This window comes from Wylensekiella montiformis, assembly GCF_009697385.1.
GTDB lineage: Bacteria > Bacillota > Negativicutes > Selenomonadales > Selenomonadaceae > Selenomonas_A > Selenomonas_A montiformis.
On sequence record NZ_VUNL01000005.1, the window covers coordinates 90,260 to 108,566 of the forward strand.

General features: G+C 40.2%; 20 protein-coding genes. All 20 read left to right on the forward strand.

The window, feature by feature from the left end:
* Positions 1-5: 5 nt before the first annotated feature.
* The gene (locus tag FYJ78_RS05810; RefSeq protein ID WP_154620463.1) at positions 6-1,088 is read left to right on the forward strand and encodes a glycosyltransferase; all 1,083 of its coding nucleotides are present in this window, start codon (positions 6-8) and stop codon (positions 1,086-1,088) included.
* Between the two features lie 64 nt (positions 1,089-1,152).
* Positions 1,153-2,022, forward strand: a complete 870-nt coding sequence (locus FYJ78_RS05815; protein WP_328597654.1) for a VirK/YbjX family protein — start codon at positions 1,153-1,155, stop codon at positions 2,020-2,022.
* On the forward strand, positions 2,015-2,968 hold the full coding sequence (locus tag FYJ78_RS05820) for a WaaS/CpsH family glycosyltransferase (protein ID WP_154620465.1): 954 nt from the start codon (positions 2,015-2,017) through the stop codon (positions 2,966-2,968). Before FYJ78_RS05815 ends, FYJ78_RS05820 begins: the two co-directional genes overlap by 8 nt.
* Before the next feature lie 58 nt (positions 2,969-3,026).
* A complete protein-coding gene (locus FYJ78_RS05825; protein WP_206671378.1) occupies positions 3,027-3,602 on the forward strand; it encodes a CatB-related O-acetyltransferase in 576 nt (191 codons plus the stop codon).
* A 1-nt stretch (position 3,603) separates the two neighbouring features.
* Entirely contained in the window at positions 3,604-4,608 is a 1,005-nt protein-coding gene (locus tag FYJ78_RS05830) for a GHMP family kinase ATP-binding protein (RefSeq protein WP_074513894.1), read from the forward strand.
* The gene (locus FYJ78_RS05835) at positions 4,605-5,333 is read left to right on the forward strand and encodes a nucleotidyltransferase family protein (RefSeq protein ID WP_328597650.1); all 729 of its coding nucleotides are present in this window, start codon (positions 4,605-4,607) and stop codon (positions 5,331-5,333) included. The genes FYJ78_RS05830 and FYJ78_RS05835 overlap by 4 nt, the downstream gene beginning before the upstream one ends.
* 16 nt (positions 5,334-5,349) lie before the next feature.
* Positions 5,350-6,123 (forward strand): glucose-1-phosphate cytidylyltransferase, encoded by a 774-nt coding sequence (gene rfbF, locus FYJ78_RS05840; RefSeq protein WP_074513893.1) that lies wholly within the window; start codon positions 5,350-5,352, stop codon positions 6,121-6,123.
* The gene (gene rfbG, locus FYJ78_RS05845) at positions 6,120-7,178 is read left to right on the forward strand and encodes a CDP-glucose 4,6-dehydratase (RefSeq protein WP_154620551.1); all 1,059 of its coding nucleotides are present in this window, start codon (positions 6,120-6,122) and stop codon (positions 7,176-7,178) included. The genes rfbF and rfbG overlap by 4 nt, the downstream gene beginning before the upstream one ends.
* A 10-nt stretch (positions 7,179-7,188) precedes the next feature.
* Positions 7,189-8,106 carry an NAD-dependent epimerase/dehydratase family protein gene (locus FYJ78_RS05850; protein WP_074513891.1) on the forward strand — a complete coding sequence of 306 codons (918 nt, stop codon included), beginning with the start codon at positions 7,189-7,191 and terminating at the stop codon, positions 8,104-8,106.
* Positions 8,107-8,108: 2 nt separating this feature from the next.
* On the forward strand, positions 8,109-8,684 hold the full coding sequence (gene rfbC / locus FYJ78_RS05855; protein ID WP_074513890.1) for a dTDP-4-dehydrorhamnose 3,5-epimerase: 576 nt from the start codon (positions 8,109-8,111) through the stop codon (positions 8,682-8,684).
* An 18-nt stretch (positions 8,685-8,702) separates the two neighbouring features.
* A complete protein-coding gene (locus tag FYJ78_RS05860) occupies positions 8,703-9,725 on the forward strand; it encodes a glycosyltransferase family 8 protein (protein ID WP_154620467.1) in 1,023 nt (340 codons plus the stop codon).
* Positions 9,726-9,737: 12 nt separating this feature from the next.
* The gene (locus tag FYJ78_RS05865) at positions 9,738-11,771 is read left to right on the forward strand and encodes an LTA synthase family protein (RefSeq protein WP_154620468.1); all 2,034 of its coding nucleotides are present in this window, start codon (positions 9,738-9,740) and stop codon (positions 11,769-11,771) included.
* 21 nt (positions 11,772-11,792) lie between these two features.
* Complete coding sequence (locus tag FYJ78_RS05870) at positions 11,793-13,241, forward strand: hypothetical protein (RefSeq protein ID WP_154620469.1); 1,449 nt, start codon at positions 11,793-11,795, stop codon at positions 13,239-13,241.
* Between the two features lie 30 nt (positions 13,242-13,271).
* A complete protein-coding gene (locus FYJ78_RS05875; protein WP_154620470.1) occupies positions 13,272-13,685 on the forward strand; it encodes a sugar 3,4-ketoisomerase in 414 nt (137 codons plus the stop codon).
* 19 nt (positions 13,686-13,704) lie between these two features.
* On the forward strand, positions 13,705-14,223 hold the full coding sequence (locus tag FYJ78_RS05880) for a GNAT family N-acetyltransferase (RefSeq protein WP_154620471.1): 519 nt from the start codon (positions 13,705-13,707) through the stop codon (positions 14,221-14,223).
* Between the two features lie 179 nt (positions 14,224-14,402).
* Positions 14,403-15,716, forward strand: a complete 1,314-nt coding sequence (locus FYJ78_RS05885; protein ID WP_195847883.1) for an AAA family ATPase — start codon at positions 14,403-14,405, stop codon at positions 15,714-15,716.
* Positions 15,717-15,725: 9 nt separating this feature from the next.
* Positions 15,726-16,364: an HNH endonuclease family protein gene (locus FYJ78_RS05890; protein ID WP_154620473.1), complete on the forward strand. Its 639-nt coding sequence runs from the start codon at positions 15,726-15,728 to the stop codon at positions 16,362-16,364.
* A gap of 72 nt (positions 16,365-16,436) precedes the next feature.
* Positions 16,437-17,537, forward strand: a complete 1,101-nt coding sequence (locus tag FYJ78_RS05895) for a DegT/DnrJ/EryC1/StrS family aminotransferase (RefSeq protein ID WP_154620474.1) — start codon at positions 16,437-16,439, stop codon at positions 17,535-17,537.
* A gap of 63 nt (positions 17,538-17,600) precedes the next feature.
* The gene (locus FYJ78_RS05900; RefSeq protein WP_154620475.1) at positions 17,601-18,104 is read left to right on the forward strand and encodes an MBOAT family O-acyltransferase; all 504 of its coding nucleotides are present in this window, start codon (positions 17,601-17,603) and stop codon (positions 18,102-18,104) included.
* 31 nt (positions 18,105-18,135) lie between these two features.
* The gene (locus FYJ78_RS13070) at positions 18,136-18,261 is read left to right on the forward strand and encodes a hypothetical protein (protein ID WP_268878421.1); all 126 of its coding nucleotides are present in this window, start codon (positions 18,136-18,138) and stop codon (positions 18,259-18,261) included.
* The last annotated feature ends 46 nt before the right edge of the window (positions 18,262-18,307 follow it).

An 18,307-nucleotide genomic window follows, 5' to 3' on the forward strand; every position in this document is an offset into this window, starting at 1 on the left:
ATATTTTGCGTTTGATACAGATTGCCCATGCACTTACGTTGCACGATGGCGCGAGTAAGTTTGTTCAAAAATTGGATGGAATGTTTCAAAAGTTGGGGTATGATACGGAAATATTCGCGCATAAGCTGGATGAACGGATACAGAATGACCATATCCAGACAATGGACAAATTTGATGGGACGGCAGAGGATATCGTCATTTACCATATGACGACGGGGACGTCGTTCAATAAATGGGTGGCAAACTATCCGCATCGCATCGTCCTATACTATCACAACATTACGCCAGCCAAATTCTTTTTTGGCAATGCCTGGGGGTCATGGTTGAAATGTATCCAAGGACGGCGACAGCTCAAGTCGATTGTGAAGAATACCTTCTATGCGTGGGGGGCTTCGGAATATTCCTGTGAAGAACTGCGTGCTTTAGGGATTCGTGAGGCAAAACCATTGGCGGCCATCGTTGAACCGGAAAAGTTCCTAGAGCGTCCCCTGGTGCAGGCTATCTACGATAAATACCATGATGGAAAATTGAATCTGTTGATTGTAGGGCGCGGAGTTCCGCATAAGAAACAGGATGAAGCAATCGAGATCGTAAGATATTACAAAGAACATATCAATCCTAAGGTTCGCCTGATTATTGTGGGGAATATGAAACCATCCTTTGCCAAGAAACTTCATCGGATGGTAGAGCAATATAAGATGCAAAATGACGTCGTATTTGCGGGCAGTGTATCCAATGATGAACTTTGTACTTGGTATCGGGTAGCTGATGCACTGTTATGCCTGAGTGAGCATGAGGGATTCTGTGTGCCGCTGGTAGAGGCAATGGTGTTTGATAAACCGGTATTTGCCTATGCAGCAGCGGCAGTGCCGGAGACAGTAGGCAGGGCTGGCGTTATATTGTCGGATAAAGATCCGGAGAAAACAGCCCGGATCATTCATGCCACCTTGGAAGACGAAGCCGTCATGAAACAGTTAGCAGAAGAGCGGTGCTGCAGATTGAAAGAGCTATCCTATGAGAATATCTTTGCGCAGGTTAAACAGGACATTGCTCATATCGTATCTCGTTGGGGAGAGAATAACAAATAAAGCGGAGGAATCAGCGTTGGAAAGTTATATTACGATTGGTAAGAGAATCTATCGGACAGAAGTTTTGCGCGAGGCAAGGCGGTTAGTTATTTTTGTGGGGAGATGTCTCTTCAATCGGAAGCGGATGAAAAAACTGGATGCTTTTTTTCATCGGAATGAACTCACGGAGAAATTTATTGAAGAATACCCCTATGCTTATGAGCAGCCAACGCGTGCATTCTTTTATAATAAATCGAATTTTAATGAGAGAGCAGAACTCTTGGAGAACCATATTGATTTCCTGCAGAAAATATTCCGGCCGGAAGTATTCCTGAAATTCTATCGGTATGAAGACCAGAATATCTGGGAAAATACGGGAGAAGGAGAGCCCCTTCATTTGGCACTCTATTTTGAGCCAGGGCAGCGAAAAGAAGGCTTGCTGTCGATCGTTCTTCGCCGTGAGAATGAGCGGCCGCTTTACCAGATGATTTTTTGGATTGCTCCGAATAAAGATGGCGAATGGTCCCTTTGGATTGGGGCTATGCAGGGGCCGAATTTAGAGAATGCAAAAGAGGTAATCAAAAAAATCACGAAGCAGTGTCATGCATACCGGACAAAGAATCTCATCCTTCATGCAACCCAGGAGGCTGCCCGTGCAATGGGATTGAAGCATATTTATGCTGTGACGAATCATGGCTATTATGCCAATAACCATGTACGCCGTGACCGCAAACTCAAGACAGATTTCAGCAAGTTTTGGGAAGAATCGGGCGGGACACTGTGCAAGGATGAACGATTCTATGAGTTGCCAATGGTGGAATACCGCAAAACAATGGAAGAAGTGCCGACCCGTAAACGGGCTGTATATCGTCGCCGCTTTGCCTTGATGGATGAGATTGATGATGCTATCTTGAAAAATATCAAGGCAATGATGAAGGAGCAGGATCATGTATAAGTTCGAGGAGTATCTTAAAAATCATCGCGTCTTGATTTTAGATGGTTCGAAGCGAATGGCAAAATATCCGAATGTTACCTTGGACCGCATCTATCGTCCTTTGAAGAATAAATGGGATCGTGACTGGCGCAAGGTTTATGAGCATGTCAGCTTCTTAAAAAATCGTAAGCAATGGTATGGCGAGTGGTCAAAAAACGCGGAAGGGTACGATATGGGGATATTCATCAACGGCATTCGTGGCCGAGATGTGATTGAGTATTTTCGTGAGAAAAATCCCAATGCGCGTATCATCATGTATTACGAAACACCGGTGGAGAAACGAAACAAACCGAAGGATTATCAAGGATTAGGGGTTGAGTTCGTTTCCTTTGACCGCGATAATTGTGAAGAATGGGGAATGAAGTACTCGCATTTCTATTATGATTACTATGATGGGACAATTGAGGATATCCGTGAAGAACAAAAAGACTTTGAAGTCGTCAACGACATCTATTTCTGTGGATACGATAAGCATAGATTGGAATACTTGATTGAACTCCAGAATCGTTTTAATAAATTAGGACTCAGCAATGAGATGGTGGTAGTACGGACCCCGCACAAGCGATATGCCAAGAAGTTTGAAAAATACTTGTCACCGGGGCGGTTCCCCTATCGTGTATTGGCGGAGGGAATCTATAAGTCGAAGGCAATCCTTGATATTGTAGAACCTGGCCAACGAGGAATTACGTTGCGTCCGATGGAGTCGATATTCTTCCGCAAGAAACTTATTACGAATAACCCGGATGTTGTCAACTATGACTTCTATCGTAAAAATAATATCTTTATCATTGGACAGCAGCCGTTAGAGGAAATAAGAGAGTTCTTGGATGTACCGTATGAAGATGTGCCTATTGAAATTGTTCGAAATTATACGGTGGAAGCTTGGATGGAACGTTTTTTTGAATAGATAAGGTGTTTTTATGAATATAATGAAATGGATATTTCATAAAAGTTATCGTCGTCAAATGGAATGGCGAAAACGGAATAAACATAATTATACAACATTGGTTAATCCGAGTGCATTAAATAATGTTCATGTTGGAAAGATGACGTATGGACCAATTAATGCGCAATGTTTCGGGAAAAATGATGGTCAATTACATATCGGCCATTTTTGCTCGATTGCTCAAGAGGTGACCTTTTTGTTATCAGGGAACCATAGGATGGACACTGTGTCTACCTACCCGTTTGAAGCATACTGTTTTAATGAAGAGGGTGCATCTTTATCCAAAGGTGATATTGTTGTAGGTGATGACGTGTGGATTGGCTATCGATCAACAATATTGTCAGGGGTTAAGATTGGGCAGGGAGCAGTGATAGCTGCAGGCTCATTGGTTTTGAAAGATGTTCCTCCTTATGCCATTGTTGGAGGCGTCCCCGCAAAAGTTATAAAATATAGATTCGATTCTGAGTTAAGAACTTGTATGGAAAAAATAGATTACAATAATATCGATGATAATATTGTTAAAGATAATGAAGAATTGTTTCGGAGCCCTATAACAAAAGAAATGCTCATTCGATTGATAGAAAGGTGTATGTAGAATGATTATAACGCGGACACCATTTCGCATGTCGTTTTTTGGCGGTGGTACAGATTTGGCGTCGTTTTATGAGGAATATGGTGGAGCCGTATTGTCAACGACCTTCGATAAATATTGTTATGTAAATGTTCGTCATTTACCGCCTTTTTTTGATTATCGTACGCATTTGACTTATTCGCAGAAGGAAACGGTAAATTCAATTGATGAGATTGAGCATCCATTAATTCGTGAAGCTATGCGTTTTTTGGATATCCGCCAGATTCGCCTGCTTTATGATGCGGATTTGCCAGCCCGTACAGGCTTAGGCACCAGCAGTTCATTTGCGGTCGGTATGCTCAATGCGTTTTATGCCTTGAAAGGTAAGCAGGTGGATAAGAAGCGCTTGGCTGATGAGGCAATTTATCTGGAGCGTGAGATGTGCAAGGAAGCGGGCGGGATTCAAGATCAGATTGCCGCAGCGTATGGCGGGTTGAATCGTATCGATATGGATCGCTATGGGTATACGGTAAAACCGATTGTGATTTCGAATCAGCGTAAACGCGAGCTCAATGACCGATTGATGTTATTCTTTACAGGTTTTACACGTTTTTCAGCGGAGGTACAGAAAAAGACGAGTCAGAGCATGCCGGAGAAAATCAAGCAGCTCCTTCACATGAAGGAAATGGTCAATGAGGCGGAAAAAATCCTCATTTCGCGTGGCAGCTTAGATGATTTTGGGCGTTTGCTGCATGAGTCGTGGCAGTTAAAGCGTGGCCTTTCCGCAGGAATTTCGACGAATGCCATCGATGAGGTATATCAAAAGGCGATGCAGGCTGGTGCTTTAGGTGGCAAGTTACTCGGTGCAGGTGGCGGTGGATTCTTGCTCTTTTATGTGGAGCCGGAAAAACAGCCTGCGGTACGAGCCGCGCTCAAGGGACTGCTTCATGTTCCGTTCTTGTTCGAGAGTAGCGGAACGTCTATTGTCCACTACACGGCTGAAGATTATGAGCTGGAGGAAAACAGGTGAAGAAATCGATAGGAGAGGCTATTATACTAGCCGGTGGTTTTGGAACTCGTTTGCGTAAGGTAGTTTCAGATGTTCCAAAGCCGATGGCACCAATGGATGATGAGGGTACTCCATTTTTAGCGTTTGTACTAGATAAGTTGGTTTCGCAAGGTATTACGCAGGTGGTTTTATCTGTGGGATATTTAGCCTCTGTGGTTCAAGAGTATTTTGGAGATACCTATGAGGGAATAAAGATTTCTTACGTGAGGGAAGATGAGCCCTTGGGGACTGGTGGTGCTGTAAAAAAAGCATTGCGGATTTGTCGAGATGATGATGTGTTTGTGCTAAATGGAGACACTTATTTCGATGTTGATCTTGTTGCGATGAAAGAAGAGCATCAACGGTGTAATGCTGATTTTACTTTGGCTGCTCGTGAAATGCGTGATTTTGATCGGTATGGAGCACTGGAAATCGACGAAAATGGGTGTGTACATCATTTCGGTGAGAAAAAATATTGTGTAGCGGGGTTTATCAATGGGGGCGTATATTGTTTAAGGCGTACTTTATTGGATAATATACAGCAGGATGTTTTTTCTTTGGAGAAAGATTTTTTGGAAAAACAGGTTGAATGTATGCATGTTCAAGCATTTAAATCCGTTGGATATTTTATCGATATTGGAGTTCCTGAAGATTATGCAGCGGCAAGGGAATATATTGTGAAAAATAAATATAGGATAAAAGAATAACAGGAGGCTTTACAACATGAAAGTTGTATTATTAGCCGGTGGCTTTGGTACGCGTATCAGTGAAGAATCTCAGTTTAAACCGAAACCGATGATTGAGATTGGCGGGCAGCCGATTCTTTGGCATATTATGAAAGAATATGCATATTTTGGATTTTCAGAGTTCGTGATTTGCGCAGGATATATGCAACAATATATTAAAGAATATTTTTCGAATTACGCACTGCATAAAAGTGACATTACTTTTGATTTTTCTAGCGAAAATAAAGTAGAGGTACATAACAATTTTGCTGAACCATGGAAAGTAACTATTGTTGATACTGGCTATGCAACATTAACTGGGGCGCGAATTAAAAAGGTTCAAAAATATATTGGCGATGAGACTTTTTTAATGACATACGGTGATGGTGTATGTGATGTAGATATTATAGAATTGGTAAAGTTCCACAAATCGCATGGGAAAATATGTACTTTGACAGCTGTAAAACCGGAAGGTCGTTTTGGTATTTTGGATTTGGAAGGGGACAAGGTTCAGTCGTTTCGTGAGAAAAGCCGAGACGATGTTGGGTATATCAATGGGGGATATATGGTCTTGGAACCGGAAATATTCGATTACATACATGGTGATGTGATGTTGGAACGTGAACCTATGGAAAAGGTGGCTGATGATGGCCAATTGATGGCATTTAAACATAATGGTTTCTGGCAGTGCATGGATACGATGCGTGATCGCCAAAAACTTGAGAAGCTTTGGGCTTTAGGGAATGCGCCTTGGAAAGTGTGGAAGAAATGAAATTAAATCCTGATTTTTATCGAGGGAAAAAAATCTTTGTAACTGGTCATACAGGCTTTAAAGGAACTTGGATTTGCAAGATACTGGAATCTTTTGGAGCTGTGGTTACAGGCTATTCTCTGACATCGCCTACCGATGAAGGCAGAAGAGTGTTTGAGCGTTCAGGGGTAGCACTTGGAATGCATTCGGTAATTGGTGATATTTGTGATTTTGATAGATTACAAAAGGCTTTTGATGAGGCACAACCAGAGATCGTTATTCATTTGGCAGCACAGCCTATTGTAATTGAAAGTTATCGCAATCCGGTGGGGACGTATGCCACAAATGTGATGGGAACCGTTAATCTTTTGGAATGTGTTCGCCAGTCGGATTGTGTTAAGTCATTTTTAAATGTGACGACGGATAAAGTGTACCAGAATAATGAATGGGCATGGGGATACCGTGAAAACGATCCTTTAGATGGATATGACCCATATTCAAATAGCAAAAGCTGTTCAGAACTTGTGACGCACAGCTATCAGAAAAGTTTTTTCAAAGATGGAAGTGTGGCTGTTTCGACGGCTCGTGCCGGTAATGTTATAGGAGGTGGCGATTTCTCGCCTAATCGAATCGTACCCGATAGTATTCGTGCTGCATATCATGGTGAACAAATTGAAGTGCGGAATCCATATTCGATTCGGCCTTATCAGCATGTATTAGAGCCATTGTATGCATACTTATTGATCGCACAGGCACAGTATGAGGCTCAACGATATGCAGGTTGGTATAATGTGGGCCCGGATGATTGTGATTGTGTGACTACAGGCGAGCTTACTGACATATTTTGCCGTATCTGGGGTGAAGGAATACAATGGAAAAATGTGAGTGTGGAGGGGCCACATGAAGCAAAATTCCTAAAACTTGATTGTTCCAAGATGAAATCTGTATTTAATTGGCAGCCACATTGGCATATCGATATAGCGATAGCAAAGACTATTGAATGGGCGAAGGCTTGGAGAAATGATGAAGATATCGCGAGTTTGATGGAAAAACAGATAAGAGAATTCATGAAATGAGGCAGGAGTAATGAAACACGCAATTGTTACAGGTGCTAATGGGTTCGTTGGGAGTGCAGTCGTTCGTGAATTGGTGGCTAATGGAGTTAGGGTAACAGCTATCTGTCATAACGGGAATAAAACGAATATTATTGATGATCCATTAGTAAAGGTATATTCGGCAGAGCTTGATAATATCGCAGCCTTAAAAGGCATCCTGCCCGATTCGGATTATGATGTTTTCTTTCATTTTGCATGGAATGGTTCTGCAGGTGCCGCTCGCGCAGATACGACTTTGCAGTTGAAAAATGCAGAATGGACGGTTGATGCATTGCGGGTAGCCAAGGTCTTAGGCTGTAAACGTTTCGTTGGTTCGGGAAGTATTATGGAACATGAAACGATGGCGGCAGCTTTTACGCAGGGAAATCAGCCGGGTTTGGGGTATATCTATGGCGCGGGTAAGCTCGTTTCACATATTATGTGTATGTCGATGGCGGCAAAACTCGGTATTGAATTAGTATGGCCTGAGATAACAAATGCTTATGGTGTTGGTGAAGTTAGCCCTCGCATGGTGAATACGACGATAAGAAAGTGCATAAATGGAGAAAATCCACAGTTTACAGCAGGAACGCAGAACTATGATTTTGTGTATATCGATGATGTTGCACGAGCATTTTATCTAATTGCGGAAAATGGTAAATCTTTCCATGAATACTTGATTGGAAGTTCGACGGCACGACCGTTAAAAGAATTTTTAATAGAAATGAAAAATGCAATTGCACCGCAGCTTGAATTTATTTTTGGCGATGTTCCGTTTACCGGGATTGATATGCCATTATCTAAGTTCGATTGCTCAGAAACAGAAAGGGATACAGGATTCCGGGCACAAATTTCTTTTGCGGAAGGAACAAGAAAAACGATGGAATGGTTAAAAAGTAGGGAGAACTGATAATGAATACGAAGTTTAGTTTCGAAAAAACAGCTATTGATGGCTTGATAAAGATAACTCCTTTTAATGCAGAAGATGTTCGCGGTTGTTTTACGAAAGATTATTCCAAGGAAGTTTTTGAAGCGAATGGAATTAAGCATGACTTAATGGAAGTTTTTTATACAACTTCGCATAAAGGCGTTATTCGAGCACTGCATTTTCAGCGAGAGAAACAGCAACCGAAGCTGGTTCGCTGTATTTACGGGCATGTGTATGATGTCGTGGTTGATATGCGGAAGGATAGCCCGACCTATAAGAAATGGCTTGGGTTTGACCTCATTGGTGAGGAACATAATGAGATTCTAGTTCCTGCAGGTTGTGCGCATGGATATCTGGTATTAGAAGATTCTATTGTTTCATATAAATGTTCTGAAAAATTTTATGGTGAATTTGATGGCGGAATCAAGTGGAATGATTCGGACATAGCAGTGGATTGGCCGTTAGATAAAATCGGCGGAGAAGAAAATTTGATTTTAGCGGATAAGGATAAAAATCTGCCTACGTTTAAAGAGTTCGTTGATGAATATGGTGCATTTTGATTTTCAAATGGAGTAACTATGAATTTTCGAGAATTAGTATTAAAAAAAGAGGGCTTCTGTTTAGAGCGTGCCCAAGAAGGGGATTTTCACATCGGTGTGGGAGTCGGCCCGGATTTGATTGCTACGCTTGGAATTATGTTGACTTCAATAGCGAGAAATAATACAAAACGTGGTGTGCACATGTATTTTCTTGCTACTGCAATTGAGAAAAAGGATTTGGATCGCTTGCAGAAGATGGTGGAAGAACATAAGAATATTTGTCTGGAAATTCTTTATATTGATGCTGAGGCTGTTAAGAGAATTATCGGTGAGGGAATGCCAGTGGCAACATTCTATCGACTGTTATTGCCACGGGTGTTAGACCCATCAGTTAAGAAAGCCGTTTTTTTTGATGTAGATGCACTCTGCCTGGGGTCGTTAGATGAATTCGAGAAATATTCTTTTGATGGAAAAGCCTTTATGGCGGTTCATGACACTTTATCTGGCAATACGATAAAACAGCATCGAAAAGACATTGGGATTCCTGCAGATAGTAAGTATTTCAATGCAGGATGCCTATATATTGATATTGACCGATGGAACGAGCTTGAACTAACGGAAAAAGCTTTTCAAACGGCTTATGAGTGGCAGCAACAGGGAAAGTTTTTGTGGTTCTTTGATCAGGATGCATTGAATATTGTCGCTCATGATCAATGGAAAGAATTGCCATATAAGTTCAACTTGATGATTCCAGTCCTGCGTGAGGAATTACATGGAAAACTGCCGGAAGACACCGTTATTATTCATTTCGCAGCATGCTATAAGCCATGGAGTCTCTGGACGCCAGAAGGCGATGACTTCAGTAAATATTGTGTAGAGCTCGATATATATAATGATTATCGTAGTAAATCTCTTTGGGCAGATTTCAAAGGGAAGCCAATGAACACTATGGGGAAACGTCTTTTCTCTAAATGGATGTTAATGCAAGGAAATGTATGGCTGGCCATCAAGTGGCAATGGAAGTATCTCAAGGATAAGTTGAGTTCTAAATGTAATTGTTGAATGGAGTAAGGAATGTTTTCTTTCTATTTTATGGGGATACAGCAGGATTTAAAGCTGGCGATTCTGGCACCTGTAATTTGTGCGATATTTCGCTTAGTATTTATTTTGGTGTATAGACCTAAGAAAAATCCGTTAGGTGAATGGCGAAAATGGATAGAATGTTTCCGCTATGGTTTTTGGTGGGGAATGGATTTCAACGCATATGTTTTTTTGTTTTCAATGGTGTTGGTTTCAATTCCCGCAGCATTCATACCGGCCTATTATGCTATAGGTGATACTGTTAGGTTGGCTGGCTTGATGGTATATATGGTGGTAATATATACTGCTTTCATGGGAAAGATGATTTTCTATTTTCATTTCCATGATACCTTTAACACGACAATGAAACTCGGTCGTAATGCAGATAAAAAAAATCTAGCGGATATATTTTTCAATCAGAACCATGGCGGTTGGATTCTCTTAGGATATATCCCCTATGTATGCTTATGCTGGCTGATGGGAAGTGCATTACTGAATTTGCCAAGTATCAATTATGTAGAGTGTGGGGCTCTTTGGTCTCAATACTTGTTGAATACATTGATCTTTTTAGGCGCGATTATATTCTTCTATTGGGTTCGTTATGGCGGAACATTGAATCACCGTAATAAACCAGAGTGGGATGAGGTTCCGACCTTGGTGAAAGCTGATATCTTCATGGGGAAGGCAACTATCGATGATTTGGTGGCCTTCGAACTGGCATGTAAACGTGAGGTATGTGATTCGTTGAGACATGATGACAGCGAAGCAGCCGCTATTATGGAACCAATACTATCGGAGAAGTTGGCTTCGGGGGCGTCTCCTTTGGAAATGTTTAAACATAGAGCTAAAGGTGCAAGGATACAAAAGCCTAAGCATATATTTTTCCTTTTGGGGGAAAGTCATGGGCAGTCTCCTTTTGATGAGCCTTTTCATTATCTGCACTTGATGGATGCAAGCATGCGTTTTCGCAAAGAAACAAATGCGGTAGTTATGGATAATTTTTTGCCAGCGGGGTTGATTTCACAACCATCATTGGTGAGTCTGTTAGCGGGGATCTATGATGCAGATTTAGAGCTTAATGAAAATAAAGACTTTTGGTATGGAACGGTACCGACCTCAATGCCGTTGCAGTTAAAAAAACTTGGGTATCGTACGGAGTTTTGGTATGGAGGGGGACTGAACTGGGGCAGTTTGGAACACTTCGCGCCGGCAGTTGGGTTTGATAGATGTCACGGCGGTCCTGATTTTTGTCCTCCAGATTCACCAAAGACTTGGCTGGGCGTATATGACCATATATTTTTGGAAGAAGCAGCGAGGTTGATTCAGAAAGCAGATGATGATCAACCGGTGTTTCATTTCATATATACAACGTCGAATCATGGTCCTTATAATATGTCTTATGAAAAATATGGTTTTGATGTTGAGAAAGTTATGCCAAAGGCACCGGAAAAACTAAAACAAAATCATAAGGTCATGAGGCAAATGGCTGGAATTTGGTATGCTGATCAAGCATTGATTCATTTTGCCGAACAAATGCGAGAAGTATATCCGGACAGCTTGTTTATTGTGACTGGTGATCATACAATAAATATGATTCCGTATAAGTGTGATGTCATTGAGCGCCATGAGCCAAACCAACGCGAAATATTGTTGACTTCGTTTGCGATGATTCATCCAGAATTGACAAAAGAGATTTTGAATGGTAATACTATTGGTGGTCATATGAATATTATGCCGGCAATTATAGAATTAATTGCTCCCAAGGGATACGAATATTATTCGATTGCTAAGCCGCTAACAGAAGCGATAGACCATGTGGTTACTCCATATTGTTGGATGACAAAGGATACACTGGGAGATTACCGCTATAGTTGGGCACAGGATCTTCGTGTATCGGAAAAACTGTTGCCAGTTGAACAGGAGCGGGTAATGTTTGCCGAGGAGCGCAATGCTTGGTGTGAGCTTACTGGATGGATGGTACGTCATCCAGAATTGCTTGGTGATGCTGGTGTCGGAAATAAGATTTAAAAGCTTATAGCGGAGAGAGTTATGAAAGAAAAAGTTGAAAAATGTCTAAAAGATATATGCCAACAGGCGCAGAAGGCAATTGCTAATAACAACATAGAGAAGGCATATACAGCGATTTATACATCTGCGGATATTCAATATCAGTGGAATCAGACATATACGGATGATGCTCTGGAATCTTGTATAAAACAACTGGTTAGTAAGAAGAGACATCTTGTAACAGATTACGAACCACAAGAGAATGTTATACTTTTTTATGATGGTTTTGGTTTAGATACTAGAGGCTTGGCACTTATATATCTTAAAGCTCTTTGTGATTTGAATTATTCGGTGGTTTACGTGGCAAAGGAAAAGGTTCGTAATCGACAGCCGGAGCTTCACAAGGTTACTGCAAATAAAAGAATTGCATTTCATTATTTGCGTCAAAAAAAAGGAGATGCTTTGACGACTGAACTTTTGCAGGCGTTTTGTAAACATCAGCCACAAGTAGCTTTTTTCTATACTGAGCCATCGGATGTTGAGGCTTGTGTGGCGTTTGGCGTTATGACTGGTAAGGTTAGGCGATACCAAATAAACCTTACAGATCATGCTTTTTGGCTGGGGCGGAACGCTTTCGATTATTGTGTAGAATTTCGTGAGTATGGCGCCTGTGTTTCGCATAAATATCGGCATATTCCAGAAGATAAAATCAGATTATTATCTTATTACCCTTATTTTGATAAGAATGTTCCATTCGATGGTTTTCCGTTTGATGTAGGGAATCGGCAAATATTGTTTAGTGGCGGGTCGTTGTATAAAACATTTGATGATAAAAGAACCTATTATCATATGGTAGAAGATATCATGCAACAGCATAATGATTTGTTGTTTCTTTATGCTGGGACTGGTGATAAGTCTGGTTTGATAGATTTGCAGAACAAATTTCCTGATCGTGTATTTGTTATCGATGAACGGAAAGATTTATATGCTGTTATGCAGCATATAACGTTGTATCTGAATACTTATCCAATGATAGGTGGCTTGATGACACAATATGCAGCTGTTGCTGGAAAGTTGCCTTTAACGTTGGTAAGTAATATGGATAATAGTTTAGATGGTTTGTTGCTAAATCATAAAGATTTGGCAGTGGAATTCCAAGATAAAGAAGCAGTGGTTGCTGAGGCGAATAGATTATTGTCCGATGAAGACTATAAGCGGGGAAAGGAAGAAAAAATAGTTAAAAGTGTGATAGATGAGAATAGATTTCGCGAAGAATTAGGAAGACTCATTGAAGACGGAAATACAGATTTTATATTCCATTTACATGATATCGATACTTCAGCTTTTCGCGAATCATATATGTATAGATTTTCGATAGATGATTTGCTACGTTTGGTTGTTAACAAATATACTGTATTGTTGTGGTGCGATTATCCAAAACTTGTGTTTTATCGATTAATAAGAAAGGTTATAAGATTATTTCATAAATAAAATAATTATGACAATTACGAGGTGAATAATTTGCAGGTTGTAAAATATGTTTTTCAGCCTCATGGTGATGAACGAGGACAGTTGATTGCCTTAGAGGAATTCAAAGATATTCCATTTAAAATTAAACGCGTCTATTATATGTATGACACAGCAGAAGGTGTAGTGCGTGGGCATCATGCACACAAAAAATTGGAGCAGATTTTGGTTTGCATTCATGGCAGTTGCAAGATTCGGCTTGATAATGGTAAAGAAAAGAAAGTTGTGCCACTGGAAAAACCATACGAGGGATTATATGTTGCCAATAATATGTGGCGAGAGATGTTTGACTTTTCTAATGATGCAGTGCTATTAGTATTTGCATCTGAACTATATGATGAGAGTGATTATATTCGTAACTATGATGAATTTCTGAAATTTATTGACAATGACTCTAGTGCAGAATAAATTGTGGGAAATGGTATAAATGAAATCTAAATATTTTTTGCGCGAATTAAAAGAAAAAGATGCACCGTTTATGTTGGAATGGATGCATGATGAAGATGTAATACATGATTTACAAAATAATTTTGCAAAAAAAACAATAGAAGATTGTCTATTATTTATAAAAAAAGCAAAAGGAAATCGCGAAGATTTACATTTGGCTATTGTTGATATGAATGATGAATATATGGGAACTACGAGTTTGAAACATATATCTGATAAGACTGCTGAATTTGCGATCACAATTCGGGAAAAAGCTATGGGGACTGGATGCTCACGCTTTGCAATGAAAGAAATAATAGAGTTAGCTTTTCGTGAGCTGGATTTGGTGGAAGTGTATTGGTGCGTATCGCCTAAAAATCAAAGAGCTGTGCGTTTTTATGAAAAAAATGAGTATGAACGCATACCAATATCAGAGATGATAGTTACAAAGGCGAAGTGTATGCAATCTTATAGTGAAAAGCAGATGGATGAGTATATTTGGTATCATGTTGTGAGGTAATCATGGAAGAGAAAATAGGGAATTGCCATTTGTAAATTTCTGTTTTATGTGTGAGGGGATACATTATGAGTTGTGTTTTGACTATATGAAAGTTATGGATACCAGATGGTTTATTCAATGAATTTATTTAGCAGCGTTTGGAAAGTAGTTCGTTGATCATATGGGGAAAAGTTAAGAAGGTGAATGAGCGAATGTGGATAAAATCATTGCAGTTGAATAACTTCCGTTGCTTTGAAAAGTTGAAAATAAATTTTGAACGTACTTACACTGTATTGATAGGTATAAATGGTGCGGGAAAATCGTCTATTTTAGATGCGATGTCGATTGCTTTGGGAAGCTTTTTAGCTGGATTGGATGGTGTTTCATCAAACGCACTTCATCAGGATGATGTACATTATCGAATGTATGAAGAAGGCAGTGTGCCAAATCGTGAAAAGCAATTTCCTACAAGTATTTCGATGGATGCGGAAGTCAATGGTGGTATTGCGATACAGTGGCAGAGGCGACTGAATAATGAAAATGGGCGAACCACGGTAAAAGAAGCTCGCAGTATCATGGAATATGCATCAAGCTTACAGGAACGGGTTAGAAAAGGTGACAAGGATGTTATCCTGCCATTGATTGCATATTATGGAACGGGGCGTTTATGGGCAAGAAAACAGAACCGCCTGAAAAACAATCAATCCAAGCTCAATAGTGCACGTTCTCGGCTTAGAGGCTATAAGGATTGTTTGGACGTAAATACGAATGAAAGTATCATGTTGCGATGGTTTTCTAAAATGACCTATACGCGTCTACAGGAGGAACGAGCTATTCCAGAACTGGAAGCTGTAGAACAAGCTGTAGCGGATTGTTATTGTGGAATGGATGATAAAGCGAAGGATGTTAAATTCCGATTTAGCGTTAAAAGTGATGAACTGGAGCTGGTAATACACTATAAAGATGGTGATGTATCTTACTTGCCAGTAAGGTTGTTGAGTGATGGAATCAGAACAATCCTTAACATGGTAGCAGATATAGCGTATCGTATGGCTGTCTTGAATCCGCATTTATTGGGGAATATCGTCAGAGACACAGATGGAATTGTGATGATAGATGAATTAGATATGCATTTGCATCCGTCTTGGCAACAGCGCATCATGCAGGATTTGACACGAATTTTTCCGAAGTTGCAGTTCGTGGTAACTACACATGCGCCTAGTATTTTAGCGAATGTACATAAAGAGAATATTCGTATTATCAAAGATAATGAAGTGTTTCCTGCACATAGTAATTCGTATGGTCGGAATTTGACAGCAATCATGCATGAATTGATGGAAACAGAAATTCGTCCACAAGAGATATTGGCATTGCTTAAGATGTTCAATGATAATTTGGATGAAGGCGATGCAGCGGAAGCTAAAAAAATACTGGAAACATTGGAAAAAACATTGGGTAGCAATGATCAGGATGTAGTGGATGCTAAAATTGCATTGACACTTGATTCCATATGAGGAATAACTATGTTGTATATAAAAAAGCAGAATCAACCAGATAAGTTTACCCAATATGCTGGCAGTGTTAATGCGCATTTTGATGATATGCCTTCAGAAGTAAAATCAGTGTTGAGAAAATCGTTGTTAGAAGAGCAAGGCTACTTGTGCGCATATTGTATGCAACGTATAGCAGTTGATGATGTGAAGATTGAACATTATGTTCCTCGTAATTTGCAAAATGAGCTTCGTTATAGTAATTTGTTAGCAGTTTGTAAGGGTGGCGAGGGGAGAGCCAAGATACATCAAACCTGTGATACACACAAGGGAAATACTGAACTACACATAGATCCGCAGCTTGTAGGAGATATCGAGACGATATATTACACGAGTAATGGTTATATAAAATCATCAGTGGCAGATTATCAGGAAGATTTAGATACCGTGCTGAATTTGAATGATGAGGATGGGTACTTGGTATATAATAGGCGTGAAGTATTAAAGAGTTTTCAGCATCAATTATTTAAACGTGCAGGCAATGTCAGGATAAATAAAGAATATTTTATCAAGTGTTTGAAGAGATATAGCAGCCTAAATGATTCTGGAGAATATGTTCCATATGTTGGAATAATATTATGGTATTTAAAAAAGAAAATCAATTCACTGTAAAGGGGAATATCATTAAGGTGCTGATATATTGATCCTTTTAAATAAATTTGAATAGGAAAGAGGAGAATTTTTATGGAGATTCCATTTGCAGATTTGCGTCCGATGCATGATGAACTTCGCAATGAATTGGATGCGGCATATAAGAAGGTTATGGATAACAGCTGGTTTATTCAGGGTAAGGAATTAGAGGCTTTTGAGAAAGAATTTGCCGCTTATGTTGGTGTCAAGCACTGCATCGGGGTAGCTACTGGGCTGGATGCTTTGTATCTGGTTTTGAAGGCTTATGGTATTGGGAGGGGGGACGAGGTAATCGTTCCATCCAATACCTTTATTGCTACGGCGTTGGCTGTTTCGTATGCGGGGGCAACGCCGGTGTTTGTAGAGCCGGTATTGGAAACATTTAACATTGATGCGTCCAGAATTGAAGCGGCGATTACGTCGAAAACTAAGGCCATTATGACTGTGCAGTTGCAGGGGCGTTGCTGCGATATGGATGAGATTAATCGCATTGCGAAAAAATATGAGCTAAAGGTTATTGAGGATGCAGCACAAGCACATGGTGCTAAATATAAAGGAAATAAAGCTGGTTCGTTGGGGGATGCCGCAGGGTTTAGCTTTTATCCAGGAAAAAACCTTGGTGCTTTAGGTGATGGTGGCTGTGTTACTACGAATGACGATGAGTTAGCGGCGAAAGTTCGTGCGCTTGGAAACTATGGTTCGGATTATAAGTATCATCATATCTATAAAGGGACGAATAGCCGTCTGGATGAAATGCAGGCGGCTTTCCTGCGTGTGAAACTCCCGCACTTGGAAAAATGGAATGAAGCTCGTCGTCAGGTGGCTGCCAGATACTTGTCAGAAATTAAAAATCCGCTGATTAAGCTGCCCTTGCCAACTTCTGAAGAATATGAACATATCTATCACGTGTTTGTTATTCGTTGCGATAAGCGGGATGAATTGGAAAAATATCTGTTGGATAATGGAATCCATACGGTGAAGCATTATCCCATACCGATGCATATGCAGGGGGCTTATGCGGATTTGCATATTGCGGAAGGTGCATTGCCCATTGCAGAAGAAATCAGTCAGACGGTATTGAGTATACCGATGTATTATGGAATGCGTGATGATCAAGTCGATTATGTAATCGATAAATTAAATGAATTTGCATAAAATACTAGAGGGATGCCTATGTTACACAATATGTGAGGAGAATTTAGGTGTTATTTAATTCGTATGAGTTTATTTTGCTCTTTTTACCCCTTACCTTTGTGGCTTTTTGCATTAGGGCATGGTGGACAGAAACGTGCGGCTACGCTTGGGCTGGTACTGGCGTCGTTTTTCTTTTATGGATATTGGGATGTTCGCTATGTGCCGTTGCTTTTTGCTTCGATCAGCTTTAACTATCTTGTGGGGAGGCAGTTAGAGCGTTGCAATGGCAATCGGGTATGGCTGACTTTTGGTATTGTTGTGAATGTCCTATTGTTAGGGTATTTCAAGTATACAGATTTTTTCCTAGGTACGGTGAATGCTTTGGCGGGGGCAGATATGTTTGATTTGCCACATATAGTCCTGCTACTTGGTATTTCGTTTTTTACCTTTACGCAGACTGCGTATTTGGTGGATGCGTATCGGGGAGAAGCACGGAACGAATCTTTCCTGACATATCTGGAATTTGTTACGATTTTCCCGCATCTGATTGCTGGCCAATCATCAATCAAAAAATTACTATTATTATGAACCAAGTCATTATCGGCCAATTGTCGGCGATATGATTGTGGATCGGATATTCCATAATGGTCAAAAGAATTTCGGCGTGCTAGTGACGAAGGATAATGTCACGGAGCATTTGCAAAAGCTGGAAGAAGAGCTGGATATTAAGGGGAGTATAGAATAATATCCGGATTATTTGCAGTAGAAATAAAAATAGATAGTTTCAGATG